This window comes from Chryseobacterium sp., assembly GCF_041914225.1.
Taxonomy (GTDB): Bacteria; Bacteroidota; Bacteroidia; order Flavobacteriales; family Weeksellaceae; genus Chryseobacterium.
In genome coordinates, this window is the sequence record NZ_JAYSDT010000038.1 from 23,376 (window position 1) to 37,901 (window position 14,526).

At 32.6% G+C, this 14,526-nt stretch carries 11 protein-coding genes; 3 read left to right on the forward strand and 8 right to left on the reverse strand.

Annotated elements, in window-relative coordinates; translation table 11 throughout:
* Nucleotides 1-109: 109 nt before the first annotated feature.
* The 8 genes from ACE3RB_RS15295 to ACE3RB_RS15330 form a co-directional block, all read right to left on the reverse strand.
* Entirely contained in the window at nt 110-4,954 is a 4,845-nt protein-coding gene (locus tag ACE3RB_RS15295) for a DEAD/DEAH box helicase (protein WP_374464990.1), read from the reverse strand.
* A 22-nt stretch (nt 4,955-4,976) separates the two neighbouring features.
* On the reverse strand, nt 4,977-7,736 hold the full coding sequence (locus ACE3RB_RS15300) for a DEAD/DEAH box helicase family protein (protein ID WP_374464991.1): 2,760 nt from the start codon (nt 7,734-7,736) through the stop codon (nt 4,977-4,979).
* Nucleotides 7,737-8,456, reverse strand: a complete 720-nt coding sequence (locus tag ACE3RB_RS15305) for a hypothetical protein (protein WP_374464992.1) — start codon at nt 8,454-8,456, stop codon at nt 7,737-7,739.
* 11 nt (nt 8,457-8,467) lie between these two features.
* The gene (locus ACE3RB_RS15310) at nt 8,468-10,348 is read right to left on the reverse strand and encodes a site-specific DNA-methyltransferase (RefSeq protein WP_374464994.1); all 1,881 of its coding nucleotides are present in this window, start codon (nt 10,346-10,348) and stop codon (nt 8,468-8,470) included.
* Between the two features lies 1 nt (nt 10,349).
* Entirely contained in the window at nt 10,350-10,643 is a 294-nt protein-coding gene (locus ACE3RB_RS15315) for a helix-turn-helix domain-containing protein (RefSeq protein WP_374464995.1), read from the reverse strand.
* A gap of 233 nt (nt 10,644-10,876) precedes the next feature.
* The gene (locus tag ACE3RB_RS15320) at nt 10,877-12,142 is read right to left on the reverse strand and encodes a tyrosine-type recombinase/integrase (protein WP_374464996.1); all 1,266 of its coding nucleotides are present in this window, start codon (nt 12,140-12,142) and stop codon (nt 10,877-10,879) included.
* A gap of 14 nt (nt 12,143-12,156) precedes the next feature.
* Nucleotides 12,157-12,843, reverse strand: coding sequence for a hypothetical protein (locus tag ACE3RB_RS15325; protein ID WP_374464997.1), 687 nt, complete (start codon nt 12,841-12,843; stop codon nt 12,157-12,159).
* Nucleotides 12,840-13,289: a hypothetical protein gene (locus ACE3RB_RS15330; protein ID WP_374464998.1), complete on the reverse strand. Its 450-nt coding sequence runs from the start codon at nt 13,287-13,289 to the stop codon at nt 12,840-12,842. The genes ACE3RB_RS15325 and ACE3RB_RS15330 overlap by 4 nt, the downstream gene beginning before the upstream one ends.
* Nucleotides 13,290-13,422: 133 nt before the next feature.
* Between ACE3RB_RS15330 and ACE3RB_RS15335 the strand changes: the two genes are divergently transcribed.
* The 3 genes from ACE3RB_RS15335 to ACE3RB_RS15345 all read left to right on the forward strand — a co-directional run.
* On the forward strand, nt 13,423-13,707 hold the full coding sequence (locus ACE3RB_RS15335) for a DUF3853 family protein (protein WP_374464999.1): 285 nt from the start codon (nt 13,423-13,425) through the stop codon (nt 13,705-13,707).
* Complete coding sequence (locus tag ACE3RB_RS15340) at nt 13,707-13,955, forward strand: DUF3853 family protein (RefSeq protein ID WP_374465000.1); 249 nt, start codon at nt 13,707-13,709, stop codon at nt 13,953-13,955. Before ACE3RB_RS15335 ends, ACE3RB_RS15340 begins: the two co-directional genes overlap by 1 nt.
* Nucleotide 13,956: 1 nt before the next feature.
* On the forward strand, nt 13,957-14,526 hold a 570-nt coding region (locus ACE3RB_RS15345; protein ID WP_374465001.1), incomplete at its 3' end, for a hypothetical protein.

The following is a 14,526-nucleotide window of genomic DNA, read 5'->3' on the forward strand; positions in this document are numbered from 1 at the left end:
CCCCAATGATATAGAGACATACGCCCCCTAAAATTTATTTTAATTATCATTAGTTATTAACAAGAATTTATTAGTCCAAATTTTATACAAATTAGTATAATAGAAAAAGTTAGGGTTTTAATTGTACGTCCACTGCTATTTCCTCGCAACGGATTTCATATTTTTTTTCGGGTTTGGAATACACATTAACGGATTGATGCGTGGTAGCAAATGTATTATCATACACATAGGTATTAGAACCTAATAACTTTTCTTCAACGATTTCAGAATTGTAAACTGATAATCTACCTACGGCGTGGTTGTTTATTAGTCTTTCAATTTTCTTTATGCGATACAAATTCTCTACGTCTTGCGTATGGTCATCCGGCATCAGGATAAATAAATAATCTCTTGCCCTACTGATTGCAACATTCAAAACATTTTGCTTGTTAAGAAACATTGCAGGTGATTTGCTTATACCAAAAGGCGGATTAAATACTGATATGATAATATCACATTCATCACCCTGAAAGCCGTGGATTGTACCGATAAGTATTTCAACCTTATCATCATCATTATGCACTCTCGATAAAAGTTTTTCTATTAAAGTTGCTTGTGCTTTGTAAGGACAAATGATACCAATACGGAAATGGTCTTTATGATCATTGCGTATGTGATTTACCAACTGCATTGCAAACTCAACCGTAAATATTGCTGAATACGTCTGATAGTTAGATTTATTGAGTGTATTTGGTTTATAAATGCTTTCAAATTTTTGAACAGGGAATTTTATAATATTTATGTCTTTGAAATCAAGCCCGGGAATGTTCAATGGCTTTTGTTCTGCTTCCGAACGATAATGCTCTAAAATACCATTATAGGTAAAATGGCTGAACACATTTCCAATAGTTGGAACGCTTCTGTATTGCTTTTGCAGATTAACAATATCAAATTGATGCGGAATAGTAACAGGATCTACAAACTTATTTAACTGTACCATTTCATAAATGTTCATATCCTTCCATTGCTCTATCTGAGTAATCGGTTGGATTTGGAAAGGGTCTCCTGCTATAATGAAATTGGAATCTTTCTTTTGATATAAAACATAGGCAATGCTTGCAATGGTTATCATAGAAGCTTCATCAATAATAATATAATCCCAATCCAAAAACTTTAGGTGCAAACGGTCTTGATGCTCGTCGGGATGAAAATAATCGTATGCAAATCTTGCAATGGTTGTAATTGTTGTATTCTTTGGTTTGGTACGAATATCAAAAGATTTGTCAACCACTAAACCGCTATTTTCCAACTCCGAATCTCCTGTTGTACCAAATCTTAAAAGCCAATTATAATACGATTCATCACCGTCCATTTTCTCTATTATCCTTTTGGTAAGAACGTCTGCTGCTTTATTTGTTGGGGTTAAAACTAAAACCTTCAATGCTTCTTCCTGCTGCATTAATGGGATGATTTCATTGGTTGCCAAAAAGGTTGTTTTACCTGTACCGGGCGGACCAAAAATGAATCTTATTTTGTCTGTAAGATTTTGCTGAAGATTATAATCATCTTCAAAGTTCAATTGATAAAATGCCTTTCTTAATTCTTCAAGAATAAATACGGGATTCTTAATATCAATTACTGCTCTGCTTACTTTAGTAAAATCAATACCTGAAATGTCTGCTGACTTTTTGAGTTTTGCTCTTAATGTATATTCTTTTACATTCACTACCTCAACTGTTACAGTAACTGTTTCATCTCCGTGATAAAAGCGTATTTGCATATCGCCAATATCTTCTATTGATTGAGGAATATATCTATTGGGATGCTTTAATACTAAAATCCTTTCTGTATCTGCTTCCTGTTCCACTTTTGCAAATTGAATGGATATTTGTTTGCCTTGTGAATTGGCTTCTGAACTATTCAAATACTCTAATTCCAAAAGTGCTTTAAACCAAGCGAAGGAATATTTTTTAGAAGTGTTTGCTAATTCATTCAGCTTTTCAATTCGTGTCAATTCTTCTACTTTGGCTTCTGCTTCTAATTTTAGTTTGTCGATTTTTTTCTTTAAATCAACCGAAGGTTTTGTATAGTCGTCTTGGTCTGTAACAGGCTCTGTTGGGACTTCAAAAGGAATTTCAGGAATTGAAGGAATATCGTTGTTTTCTCTATTCTCTTTTTCGTTTTTGGCAGCTACTTTCTGCTTTTTATTTTTCTTTATCCCTTTACCAATATTGGTTAATGTATTTTGTATATCTGTATCAAACAAAGGAATTTCATCTGTTGGCAATGGTAATTCAGGTTGTTCTACCGTACTTCTTCTTTGTGCAAGTAACCGTTTAAATTCAAGTAGTTCTTCAGCAGTTATATTTTCTTCCAAAAGTTGTTTACCAATTTGATATGCTTCTAACTGTTCTTCCGACAAGTTTAAATCTGCATCAGGATTGCTTATGCCTAAGAATTTTATAATAATATCTACATAAGGGTTTTCGGTATCGTAGGCATCGCTTAATGTGTCTATGGTTAATTCATTGGGTGCATAAAAATTTCCTTCTTTATCAAATAACCATTTATCGTTTTTGAGTATGGATGCTAAAGTAGAATCAAATTCAGTCCTTACTTTGGAAGTACCGTATAAAGGATAATAAATGAAACTGCCTAATACCTTGCTTTTGAAAAGTTGTAATGATAAGCCCTTGGCATAGTGAATTAAATAATCCCAAATCAATACAGACAATTCAGGTGTAATGTTGGCTACTGCATTTACTAAACCCTCTAAAGTTTTATCTGTAATCGTTTGGTCATTCCAATACTTCCTTGAAATCTGAATACTATCTAAGCCAAATTTTTCTTTTACTGAATAATCATCTTCCAATGTGGTTTGAGTAATTCTTGGATTATGTGCTACGCCTAACTCTGAAAGGAATAGGTTTGTAATACTGCTTTTGGCATCGTTTAAAAATTCAGCGTAAAAGTCTTTATCAAGGAAATAAATATCTTCTTGACCTGCAAAATATTTTACAAGATTATCATTGCCATAATATACTTCGTGTGGATAAGCAAAATATCTTGTATCAGGATTGGCTTCTGAACGGCAAGCTATAAACTGTATTTCTTTAAGTTTTGTAATTAAATCTACTTGTGAAAGTAACGGACTGTTTTCGTAGTAATTTAAGAACGTTTCAAAGTGGTGTAAAATGGTTTCGGAATCATCATAATCAAATTCATCATTATAAATTGGAATTAGATTGTTGAAAATTTCTGCTCTTATATCGGGCTTTCCTAAACCTATGGTTTTGAAAAACTCCATTGCTTCTTTATTGTCTGCAAATGGTTGATAAATGGTATCGTAGCTGGTAGCCCTATCTAAAGGAAGGAAAATATTAGGTGCTGTTAAATCTTCATTGAATGGTGTTACGGCTTTTCTATCTTGGTTTAATACAATAGGTTGCTTTAATGCTAATTTGTCTTTGTCATCCCAAAGGTATTTATGGTCTGCCAAGTAAGAGTACAAACTAATCAACCATTCATCGGATTGCTTTTCTACAAACTCTTTTGTGAACCTTCTAATTAGCTTCTTTGCATCTACACTTTCAGCAACAATATTGTTGATATAATTCTCTAATGGTTTGTTCGCTTGGTTTAATTGCTTTTGTCCTTTACTTACAAATACCCAACCCGAATTAGGATTGCTGAATAAATCGCTTAACTGTTCATCGGAAAACAATTCTGATAATTCCGGATCTGCTGCCCAATATGCTTTGCTTGTGGCAAAGTAATTACCATTTGTGCCGTGTATAATTTGTTGATTGCGAAATGCCTTTTGAATTTCATCATAAAATGGACGGAATGATATTTTAGCATTTGCCGTATAGGTTGGAAAATCATTTTGATTGTAAGGCGTTAATTCTAAAATGTTATCGTTAAAAAAATTTGAACCGTTTTTAACTCCAATTTCTTTCAATAATGGAAATGATTCTGCTGCCAATTCGCCCAACCTTTGTATTAATGCCTGATTCCAACTATCATTTGCCTGAATACCTTCCCTGCTATCTGTCAATAAAAATGGTGCTTGTATGATGAATCCTAATTTAGTATCTTCCTTAGTAGGGAAATAACAAAACGCATCGTATTTAAAGCCTGTTTCAAGCTCTTTATTCTTTAAAACAAAGAACCCGACTGAAATTTTATATTGTGCTTTTGTCGAAGTTCGTGTAACATTTTTAGAAAATAACCATATTAATTCATTCTTCTTATCTCCGTTTTCATTACTCACTACATTGTATAATGTTGCAGTAATATTTCCGTACACTTCCTGCTCTTTTTCCTCTTTGGTATAGATACCGCTTTTCTCTAAGGATTTCCATTCTACCTTTTCTAAATTGCTGAGGAATAGTATTGGCTGAAACAGATTATCTAATTTTGTTTCTATTTCATTGTAAGCTTCTTCCGGTGTTTTTGAATTGTGGTTGAAAGGAAAATAAAAAAGTGTTTCGCCCTCCTTTCTATCCTCACCGTTTGGTGTTAATGCGACTGGAACAATGTAGTTTTCTAATTTGAAATTGAATTGTTCATCGTAAATGTGTGGTGTGCCACTGTAAGCAAAAACCGCTTTAAAACCAATACCGAATTTCCCAATCTTTTGTTCGTCAATTTTTGTAGAATTACCAATAGAAGTTATGGAATTGATATGCCCTAATTTGCCACCTTCGGAATCTTGTTCTTCATTATCTGGATCTGATATAGAAAAGCGTACTGAACCATTATGTTTAAACCACAATCCTTCTATGGTTAAATCAAACTTTACCCAAGTGGCTTTTGCATCATCAGCATTTTGTAGCAATTCATAAACGAAGTGTGCAGAATCAGAATATTTTTTAATTGCTGTTTCCCAAATACCACGATACGATTTTTTCAATAAGACTTTTACGTCGTTATTTTTTATCTCTTGTAGGGTTGCAAAGTATTGTTGTTCCATAGGATTTTTAGATTTGAAATAATTACACTTTTAGGTCGCTTACAGAGCCCACAACACGATAATTAACGTCATCAATTACTGCAAAATGTTTTTCAGCACATTCTATTTTCATTCTTTCGGTATCTCTTAGTAATGTTCTGTCTTTAGCCGCTTTGGGGTCTTTGGTTTCTGCTACGAAATAGATTTTGGTTTCTTCGCCGTCCTCTTTTTTAATTAATGCCCAATCGGGATTATAATTGCCAATAGGTGTTTTGATTTGAAACTTACCCGGCAGTTTTACATAGAAAATAATATCATCACGGCTATCGCAATCTTCAGCAAATTTCTTTTCAGGACTACTTAGCGAATCAATCACCACATAGTTATAAATGGTCTTTGCTTGTTTTTTTACTTCTATCAAATTATCCAAATACTGTTCTATCTCTGCCGCTTCAAACAATTTCATTTCATATACCTGACCTGCAATTTTCTCGTATTCTATACCATTTATTTTTATTCTGTCAAATTCGTGTTTGATTACTCTTACCACACTATCCATAAATAACTGCGGATTGTTAAATATTTCTTCTATACGACCCGATTCTAAAATGATTTTTGTAATGGTATCTCTTGTGAGTTCTGTTTTGGATTGTATGTACGCCACAAAATCAGGAATTTCATACACCACTTCTTTAATGGCTTTTACTTTAGAACCTGTTTGTGTACCGCCTATTTCAACTAATCTACCTTCTTTATCTCTCACAAATTTGGTAATATGCTTATCCCTGTAAATCTCAGGTTTGGCAATGGTTTCCATTTTCTTTACAGCATTTGCACAATTCTTTATTAGCTGCTCTGTACTATAATCTACCTTGTATTCTGTACGGTATTTTATCTTATCCCACAATTCTAGGAATAGGGCATCATCTAACCACTTATCTTTTAATTTAACCTGCTTACGCTCTCTTGCATTTTTTATTCTGCCTTCAAATTTCACTCCGCAATCTTCTTCAATTTCGCTTTGTAACGCTTTTGAAAATGCTTCGTAAGATTCATTGGCTATTACTGTAAGACGGTTAATTGGTCGGTCTGTATTTCTTGCTCCGCTTTGGTCTACACATAAACGTAAACCACGCCCAATTTCCTGACGTTTCTTAATATCAGACTTGGTTTCATTAAGCGTACATATTTGAAATACATTTGGATTATCCCAACCTTCTCGCAAAGCTGAGTGGCTGAAAATGAAACGCAATGGTGTATTAATATCCAATAACCTTTCTTTATCCTGCATTATCAGTTTGAAGGTTTCATCATCGGCTTTTGTGGATTTACCTTCCTTAGAATCCTTAAACTTCCCTTTATCCTGACTAAAATAACCGTCGTGAACTTGCTCAGGTGTAAAACTGTATAAACCTCTATAAGCAGGCATATTTTGCCATTTGGTAAAACTTTCTTCAAACCATTCTGCAAACTTGCCTTTTACTGCATTGCCTTGTTCATCATAACTTCTGTAATTGGCAACACGGTCTATAAAAAATATGGACAATACTTTTATTCCTTTTGCTCGTAATTCTTTTTCTTTCTTAAAATGATTTTCTACCGTAGCATCAACCATTTCTTTCAGGATATGGTCGGTTAATCCGCCTACTGCCTGACCTTTGTAAACTATTTGCCCACTCGAAAATTCTATGTAACCATTATCTGCATCCATTTCATTAATTACATAGCCGTCTTTATAAATATCCCAACCATTGGATAATTTGTATAAATCATCGCCCACTTTGGCAGCTACCTGCTTCTTGCTTATACCTCCTTTTTCTTTTACAAACACGGTAACTTTTGCTGTAATGGATTGCTTGGCTGTGCGGAAACTATCTACGCTAATAAATGCACCTGAACTGTCATTTCTTGATACAACTGAATCTACTTCTATCTGTTTTACTAATCCTAAATCATACGCCTTTACAGGGTCTAATTTGTAAATAAGGTTGTACAAATTTTTATGCGTAGCAGAATAACGAAGTGTAAATAACGGATTGAGGTTTGTTATTGCCTTTTTACGAATATCGGTTTCCATATTCTGCGGCTCATCTATGATTACAATAGGATTGGATTTTTGTATGTACTCAATAGGTTTTACACCTGTTTCTCTTATCTGATTAATTACATTTGCATCTTTGGTAAAACTGTCGATATTGATTACTAAAATCTGAATGGCATTGCTCTTGGCAAAGTTGCCTAAATCGGTTATCCTGCCGGAATCATATACTTTGAACTCAGCAGGTTGGTTTTCATAAATTTCCTGAAAGTGTTCAAATGTAATTTGAAGACTTTTTAAAACGCCTTCACGAATGGCAACAGAAGGCACAACGATTACAAACTTTTTGAAGCCATATATTTTATTCAGTTCGTAAATGCTTCTCAGGTAAACATAAGTTTTACCTGTACCTGTTTCCATTTCTACAGAAAAGTTGGGAAAAGGTGCTACTATTGTTTTGCCTTCTGCAACACCTTTTGTATCGGTATCATCGTTGTACCAAAGTTTTTCTAATTGTGTGGAAGCATCATCGTTTTTTAAATTATTGTTTTCCTGTACTTTAATAAGATTTTCCGTAATTTCTTCTTCTGTGAGGGTAAGGTTATTGCCTACGCCCGATTCTGTAAATATTAAGCTGCCGCTATTGCTATCGGTAAATGAAAACTCAAAATCTGAATTATTCAAGTGCTGCCCTTCAAACAAATCAATCACTGATTGAATGGCTTGTAACTGGTATTCTTGGTTTTTATCGAATTGTAGTTTCATTTAATTAATTCTTTTATAACCTAAATTTTCTATCTCTTTAACAATACCTCTTGCATCAAGGGCATCACATAGCTTTATGACCTTATAGTTACTACGGACTGCAAACGAATCATCATCATAAGGTGTGAGAGAGGTATTAACACCTGATTTAAGCATCATATCCCAAGTAGAACCTCCTACTAATGAAAAAATTATTTTATCGGCTGTTAATAAATCTTTCTTTTGGGTATCAAATAAAACACATAAATAAAAATTCTTTTGAATTTCCCCTGGTTTAACTGTATTTGAATACGGCCCTATATTTTTAAAATTTGCATAATTGTTACAGATAGCGAATTTTACCCCCTTATAAGGAAATGATGACCGCACTTCAAGTTTTTCGCCATTTATTAATTGTATGTCGATTTGTATTGAGGCATCTGTAAATGCTGTAGGTGAAGCAATTTCACCAAAGACAGTATTTATTGCTTTTTCCCAACCATATTCAGCACACAAACCACCAAATGAATCAATTACTCTTCTTGAATAATTACGCTCATATTCACTTTGATTTGCGGCAACTTTATTTACAAGCTTTGCTAAATCCTCTGATCTTTTAAGAATCTCATCATATTCAGGTGTGCCTTTTGTTATAACGCAACGAATAATGTAGAATGACTTGTTTACATTACTTTGATTTGGCGGTATTTGGCATTCTATTATTTCTTTGTTTATTTCCATTGTAGAGATTATTAAATTGACTTAAACTCAATATTGTTATCCTGTAACTTTAACTGGATATTTGTTTTTACACAATCTTCATTATTAAATGTGCTATCCAAACAAATAAATTGTACTGGTTTAATTTGAAGTATTTTATCAACAACTTCACTCGATACTTTTGAAAAGCAGAAACAAAGTTTTTTATTAGAGTTATAGAACAATTCTGATGAACCAACTGTTATTCTACTAATTTCTGAATTTAGAAAACTGCCATTTTTTAGTAGTAGTTCCCAAAGCATATTATACTCCTTGCTGTTTTCCTTTTCTGCTTTTTTGAATAAGTCTATTTGTGTGTGCAAATCTCCAATTGCGTCAATGTAGTCTCCCCGCCATATTTTGAAATTTGATGATGATAATTTAAAAAATCTAAAACCCATTGGTTTTTCTTCTTGGAATTGCAACTCTGATGAACTGGTTTTTTCTATCGACTTAATTACATTTCTAAGACGTGACTTGGTTATATCAGAAATAAATTTGTACCCATTTTTTGCAGCAATACTACCATCTTCGACTTTTTCTGGTAATTGAACTAATATGAACTTTAAGGACTTTTTTTCATCTTTGTTTAATTCAAGTACTGCTTGCCCCGTTGAACCCGAACCTGCAAAAAAATCTAAAATATATTCATTGTCAGAATCACCAATACCTATATTGATGAGTATTTTTAATAGTTCAATTGGTTTAGGATTATTAAAAATGTTGGCAACACCTAAAATTTGAGTGAGTGTTTGTTTACCTTGACTATTCCTTGCCTCACTAAGAAACATTGACCTTGGGACTTTCTTTTTCTCATCGCCATCATCAGCATTAAGATATAGTTTGTATTCAACAGTCCATTTCCCTTTATTATCTTTTCTTATTAAGATTCTGTCATCATCTAATGCTTCAAGAAAGGATTTTTCTTCCCATTTCCATTCGCCAAATAAGTCTGAACCATCAGGCATCTTTATAGTATATTGAAGACCCGGTCTTGGGTCATCAGGACGCATACGGTAAAAAGATTTTGTCTTATAAGGACCTAATGTATCATAGTGTTTATCTTTAAATTTGTATTGAGAAATATCAGCCGTATTTAATGGAAGACGCAGTTTTTGAATAGCAGACAGGTTTTTTGCATAACACAAAATATACTCGTGATCTACAGCAAAATATTTAGAATCATTACCACCTCCTGCGTGTCTTTGCCAAATAATTTCTTGAACATAATTTTCTTCTCCAAAAATTTCATCCATCAATAATTTAAGATTTGAAATTTCATTTTGGTCAATATTCACGAAAATCAATCCATCATCTTTTAGTAAATTCCTCGCAAGAAATAAGCGGGGCAGCATCATTGATAACCAATTTGAATGAAACTGTCCATTTTCTTTTCTATTAGGTTTAAAAAATCCTTCCTTCATTAAGAATCCGTCATCGTCTTTTTCGCCTAATCGTTTTAAATATTCTTCTTTGGTTTCGGAAAATTTATCTGGATAAATAAAACTGTCAGAACCTGTGTTATACGGCGGATCGATACATATAACTTTTATTTTACCATAGTAAGATTTTTGAAGCAACTTTAGAACTTCCAAATTTTCACCTTCAATTAAAACGTTATCAGAAAAATCCCAATTTAAAGATTCAGAAACCACTGGATTTAATGTTGAAGTCGTAGGTAACTGTAAAACCTTGTATGCTTCATTTTTCCCTGCCCAATTTAACTGGTAGCGTTCGTTATCAGTATTAATATCTTCGCCTAAAAGTTGCTTTAGCTGCTCAATGTTCAGCTTATCTTCGGTAAAAGCACCGGGAATAATTTCCTTTAACTTGGTAATAAGGTCGTTGGTTATATTGAGTGATTGTCCGTCCATATCAGTTTTTTGTTATTCTTTTTTCAGTCTGTTTAAGTGCTTTGTATGCCATAGGTTCTTCCTCTACAATATTTAGAATTTTATCGGAAAGCCAACTAATCATCAGTTCTTCTTCCGGCACTTCCAATATTGTGGCTATCTTACTCACCTGTTCTTTTTGTGCCGTTCGTTCGCCACGCTCTATTTTGCTAATGAGTGCCGTGTCTATCTCCAAAGCTGCTGCTACCTGCCGTAGTAACATTCCTTTGTTTTCTCTAATGTGTCGAATGGTTTCGCCAAAAGTTCTGTCGTACATACGCTGACTTGTCATAATCTGTCAAATATAATAATAAAAGACAATAAAAGGAGTATAAAGTGCAAAAAAAAGGTTTAAAATGCTCGGTAGCGGATTTTGAAGAAATAAAGGAAAAACAGGAAATAAAAAAAAGGAAAGCAGCGTACCACTTTCCTTCATATCCTTAGTTTCCTGAATTTTTGGTGTATTTAATTACATCAAAATTGATTAATATAGAAATTGTATTGTAAATACTAAAATAAATTAAATTTTTCCATTGCACTTGCCTTTATTTCATCAGCAATATCAATATAAGGCTTCATCGCTTTGTAGTCGCTATGACCAGTCCATTTCATGACAACTTGTGGAGGAATACCCAATGAAAGTGCATTGCATACAAAAGTCCTTCTACCAGCATGAGTACTCAATAATGCGTGTTTTGGGAAAACCTCTTCAATTCTGTTATTTCCTCTGAAATAGGATTGAGTTACCTGTTCATTTATTTCTGCCAATTCTGCCAACTCTTTCAAATAATCATTCATCTTTTGATTGCTAATTACGGGTAAGGCTTTGTTCCCAATAAAATCTTCATCTTGGTATTTTTCTAATATTTTTTTGCTGTGAACATTGAGTTCAATAACAAGATTATCAGAAGTTTTGAGCGTAGTTATTTCTATGTGATTTTCCTTTACATCTGACTTTTTCAGATTAAAAACATCGGAATAGCGAAGCCCTGTAAAGCATTGAAAAAGAAAAACATCTCTAATTTTTTCCAAAAAAATTTTATCGGCAGGTATCTCAAACTCACGAAACCTTTTTAATTCAGATTGGTTTAGGAAAACAATCTTTTTTTGAATATTTTTTATTTTGGGTTTAAACAATTCAAAATCAGCATTTTTATTATACCCCTTCTTTTTAGCCCATTTTAGAAACCACTTCACCGCCGCTATTTCCTTGGCGATAGTAGAATTTTTATGCTTTTTCCTTTCTAAATATCTTTGATAATTGCTAAAATATTCCTCATTGAATTTTTCGAAAGATATTTCTGAATCAAAATCTTCTAAAACCTTTTTTTGAGTTTTCATTTTCTGAATTGTCCTATAATTCCATTGGCAATTTACAGATTCTTCGTTCACAAAAACATCATAAACATCAAAAAAACTCTCGTCTGATTTCATTTTTACCGTTGACTTTTTACCAATTTCAATATTGAATAATTCCCTAAAATCAACTGAATTCGGTGTTTTTAGTTCAATTTCAAATTTTTTGAAAACGGTTTCACAAGCGGTTTCAAACTGCTGAATTTTTTTATTGATAATGCTCGCAGCAATTTTATTTTTACCATGAGTTGTATTGGCTTTACAACGTTGTGTTTCGGTGCTCCACTTGTCAATTTCAATTCTGTAGCCAATGTTGAAAGCTACAATATTCCCACTCCATTTCACTCTGAAACGGAGTTTTGCATCGGGCTTCCCTTTTTCTTTGTCCAATAAGAATTGAGCGTGATATTTGGTTTCCATTGTAAAATGGTAATTTATTTTTTAAAATCATCAAGTTTAAAATCCAAAATTTGAATTCCCTCTAATTTTTTCAATTCATCAAAAGTGAAAGTGTAGGTCTTTATGAGTTTATCTTCGGAATACACATTGATTATTTTAGAAAAGTTGGTTTTCGCCATGGCATTAAAATCTTTTCTATGAGTGTAAATTCTCAAAGAAAACGAGTAAACAGGATTTGTAGTTTCATAAATCTCCTTATTTTCAATATCCGTTTCATTAATTCCTTTACTATTTTTCGCACTTACGTATTCTTGAGAAATCTTCATTGGATTATACCGTTCAAACAAAATTCCTCCTGCTTCATCTCGCCAAATGCTTTTGTCATAATTTCGTTTAATTTCTGTTTTTGTGCTATCCGTTTTAATAATTTGCTCAAACTTTCCATCATTCACCTTAACTACTTTTAGCCAAAATATTTGGTTGAGTTTTTCCGTTTCACCTTCGTTAATGATTTCAATTTTTAGTTTTCTTTGAAACTTTATCAAATCTGCTTTTTCGGCTTCAAATTTTTTATTTTCTTTTTCCTGATATTTTGAAAAAACTTTTTGAGCTATTTCACTATCTCTGTTTTCCCAAGTTTTTGATACATTTTTCTTCGTTTGTCCAAATAAAACCCCTGCAAACAAAATAGTACCTATAATTAAAATATTTCTCATCATCATCTTTTTAAAATTTCAAGAAGGATTGTTACCTGCCTCATGCTGTCCGATAGTTGCTCTTGACTGGTTTTTAATCTTTCGGTAAGTTCTTTTTGTATCTCTTGGTAACCTTTCTGAATTTCTATCATGTTGGAAAATTCGCTATGTGAAATAGTAACATTTCCACTAATATTTCCATTAATGTTGCTGTTCACATTATTTCCTGAGCCATTATTGTTAATATTTTGGTTATTGGTTTTAAGCATTTCACCTGATTCCGAAATAAACCATTCTGGATTTAAATCCGTATAAGTATATAGTATTTTTTCAATAGTATCTGAATTAAGTCCCGAGTTGTTTTTTATTGCTCTACCAATTAAACCAACAGACAAACCAGCTTCAACAGTTACTCTATTAGGATTTAAACCTTTGTACATCATGTAATCTTGCAATCTTTCAGTTATAGTCATCTTTAAAAATTTTTGTTTGAGAATTAAAAAATATAGATAATATTCAATATTTATTTTATATTTGCAATACAAATATAGCAAAATAAATACAAATACAAATTTTTTAGAATTAATTACAATAAAAAAATACATAATGGAAGATTATAATAAACCAATATGGCAATTGACCATAGGAGAATTTGTGGAAATTTTAGATTCCAGAAAGCCAGAATCACAAGAAAAATCATCACAGGAAAAGACACTTGGCGAAAAATATGTTTACGGTCTTTCAGGTTTAGCAAGAATACTGGGATGTTCTAAAAATCATGCAGGAAAGCTTAAAAGCAAAGGCATTTTTGATGATGCCATTATTCAAAATGGGAGAAAAATTATTATTGATTCACAAAAAGCATTGGAACTTTTTAAAAATAAAGCCTAATGAGCATAACCCCTCAAACCCCAATTTGGAAACTTACCGTTGAAGAGTTTTTAGAAATTTCCAAAAAAATAAAATCGGAAAGCAAATATGAATACGGACTGAAAGGCTTGGCAAAAATTCTCGGCTGCTCTGTTTCTAAAGCATCTGAAATAAAATCTTCGGGAATATTGGATGAAGCCATTATTCAGAATGGGAACATAATTATCGTCGATAAAGAAAAGGCGCTGCAACTTTTTGCCAAAAAATAAGATGTATTACCTTGAATTAATACAACGGTTTTGGGATTTCAATAAAACAGCAAAAATTAGCCCAACAGAAGTATTATTGTATTTCTATCTGCTGAAAATGGGCTATGAGAATGACCGCTACGATTTCAAAATTTCTGATGTTGAATTGGGAAAAGAACTGGGATTAACCAGAAAAACGATAAGGTCGACAAAAGAGAAACTTAAAAAATTAGGCTTAATTCAGTTTCAACCCAAAAATGGACTTCCTCGTCATTATCGATTGGTGTTGAATTATTCGTTTGAAATTGAATCTGAAAAAATATGCAAAACAGAAGGTATAAATGCTAAAAAATCTCAAGAGCCTAAAATTTTAGAAATATTTGAAAATATTTTCTCGGCTCAAAGCACACTTGAAATAGAAAAAGAAGTTGAAATTAATAAAGATGTAAAATCATCTTCAGAAATACCAAAACAACAAAAGCAAAAGCTAGAACTAGAACAAAGACAAGAACAGGAACAACAAAACCTTAAAAATAGCAAAATTCCTTCTTTGGATGAGTTTATAGAATATGCAAAATCATTGGAAGGCTAT

Excerpts from the sequence above, each read along its gene's own strand:
- ACE3RB_RS15295 (WP_374464990.1), bottom strand. The coding sequence starts at position 4,954 with ATGGAACAACAATACTTTGCAACCCTACAAGAGATAAAAAATAACGAC.
- ACE3RB_RS15300 (WP_374464991.1), bottom strand. The coding sequence starts at position 7,736 with ATGAAACTACAATTCGATAAAAACCAAGAATACCAGTTACAAGCCATT.
- ACE3RB_RS15305 (WP_374464992.1), bottom strand. The coding sequence starts at position 8,456 with ATGGAAATAAACAAAGAAATAATAGAATGCCAAATACCGCCAAATCAA.
- ACE3RB_RS15310 (WP_374464994.1), bottom strand. The coding sequence starts at position 10,348 with ATGGACGGACAATCACTCAATATAACCAACGACCTTATTACCAAGTTA.
- ACE3RB_RS15315 (WP_374464995.1), bottom strand. The coding sequence starts at position 10,643 with ATGTACGACAGAACTTTTGGCGAAACCATTCGACACATTAGAGAAAAC.
- ACE3RB_RS15320 (WP_374464996.1), bottom strand. The coding sequence starts at position 12,142 with ATGGAAACCAAATATCACGCTCAATTCTTATTGGACAAAGAAAAAGGG.
- ACE3RB_RS15325 (WP_374464997.1), bottom strand. The coding sequence starts at position 12,843 with ATGATGATGAGAAATATTTTAATTATAGGTACTATTTTGTTTGCAGGG.
- ACE3RB_RS15330 (WP_374464998.1), bottom strand. The coding sequence starts at position 13,289 with ATGACTATAACTGAAAGATTGCAAGATTACATGATGTACAAAGGTTTA.
- ACE3RB_RS15335 (WP_374464999.1), top strand. The coding sequence starts at position 13,423 with ATGGAAGATTATAATAAACCAATATGGCAATTGACCATAGGAGAATTT.
- ACE3RB_RS15340 (WP_374465000.1), top strand. The coding sequence starts at position 13,707 with ATGAGCATAACCCCTCAAACCCCAATTTGGAAACTTACCGTTGAAGAG.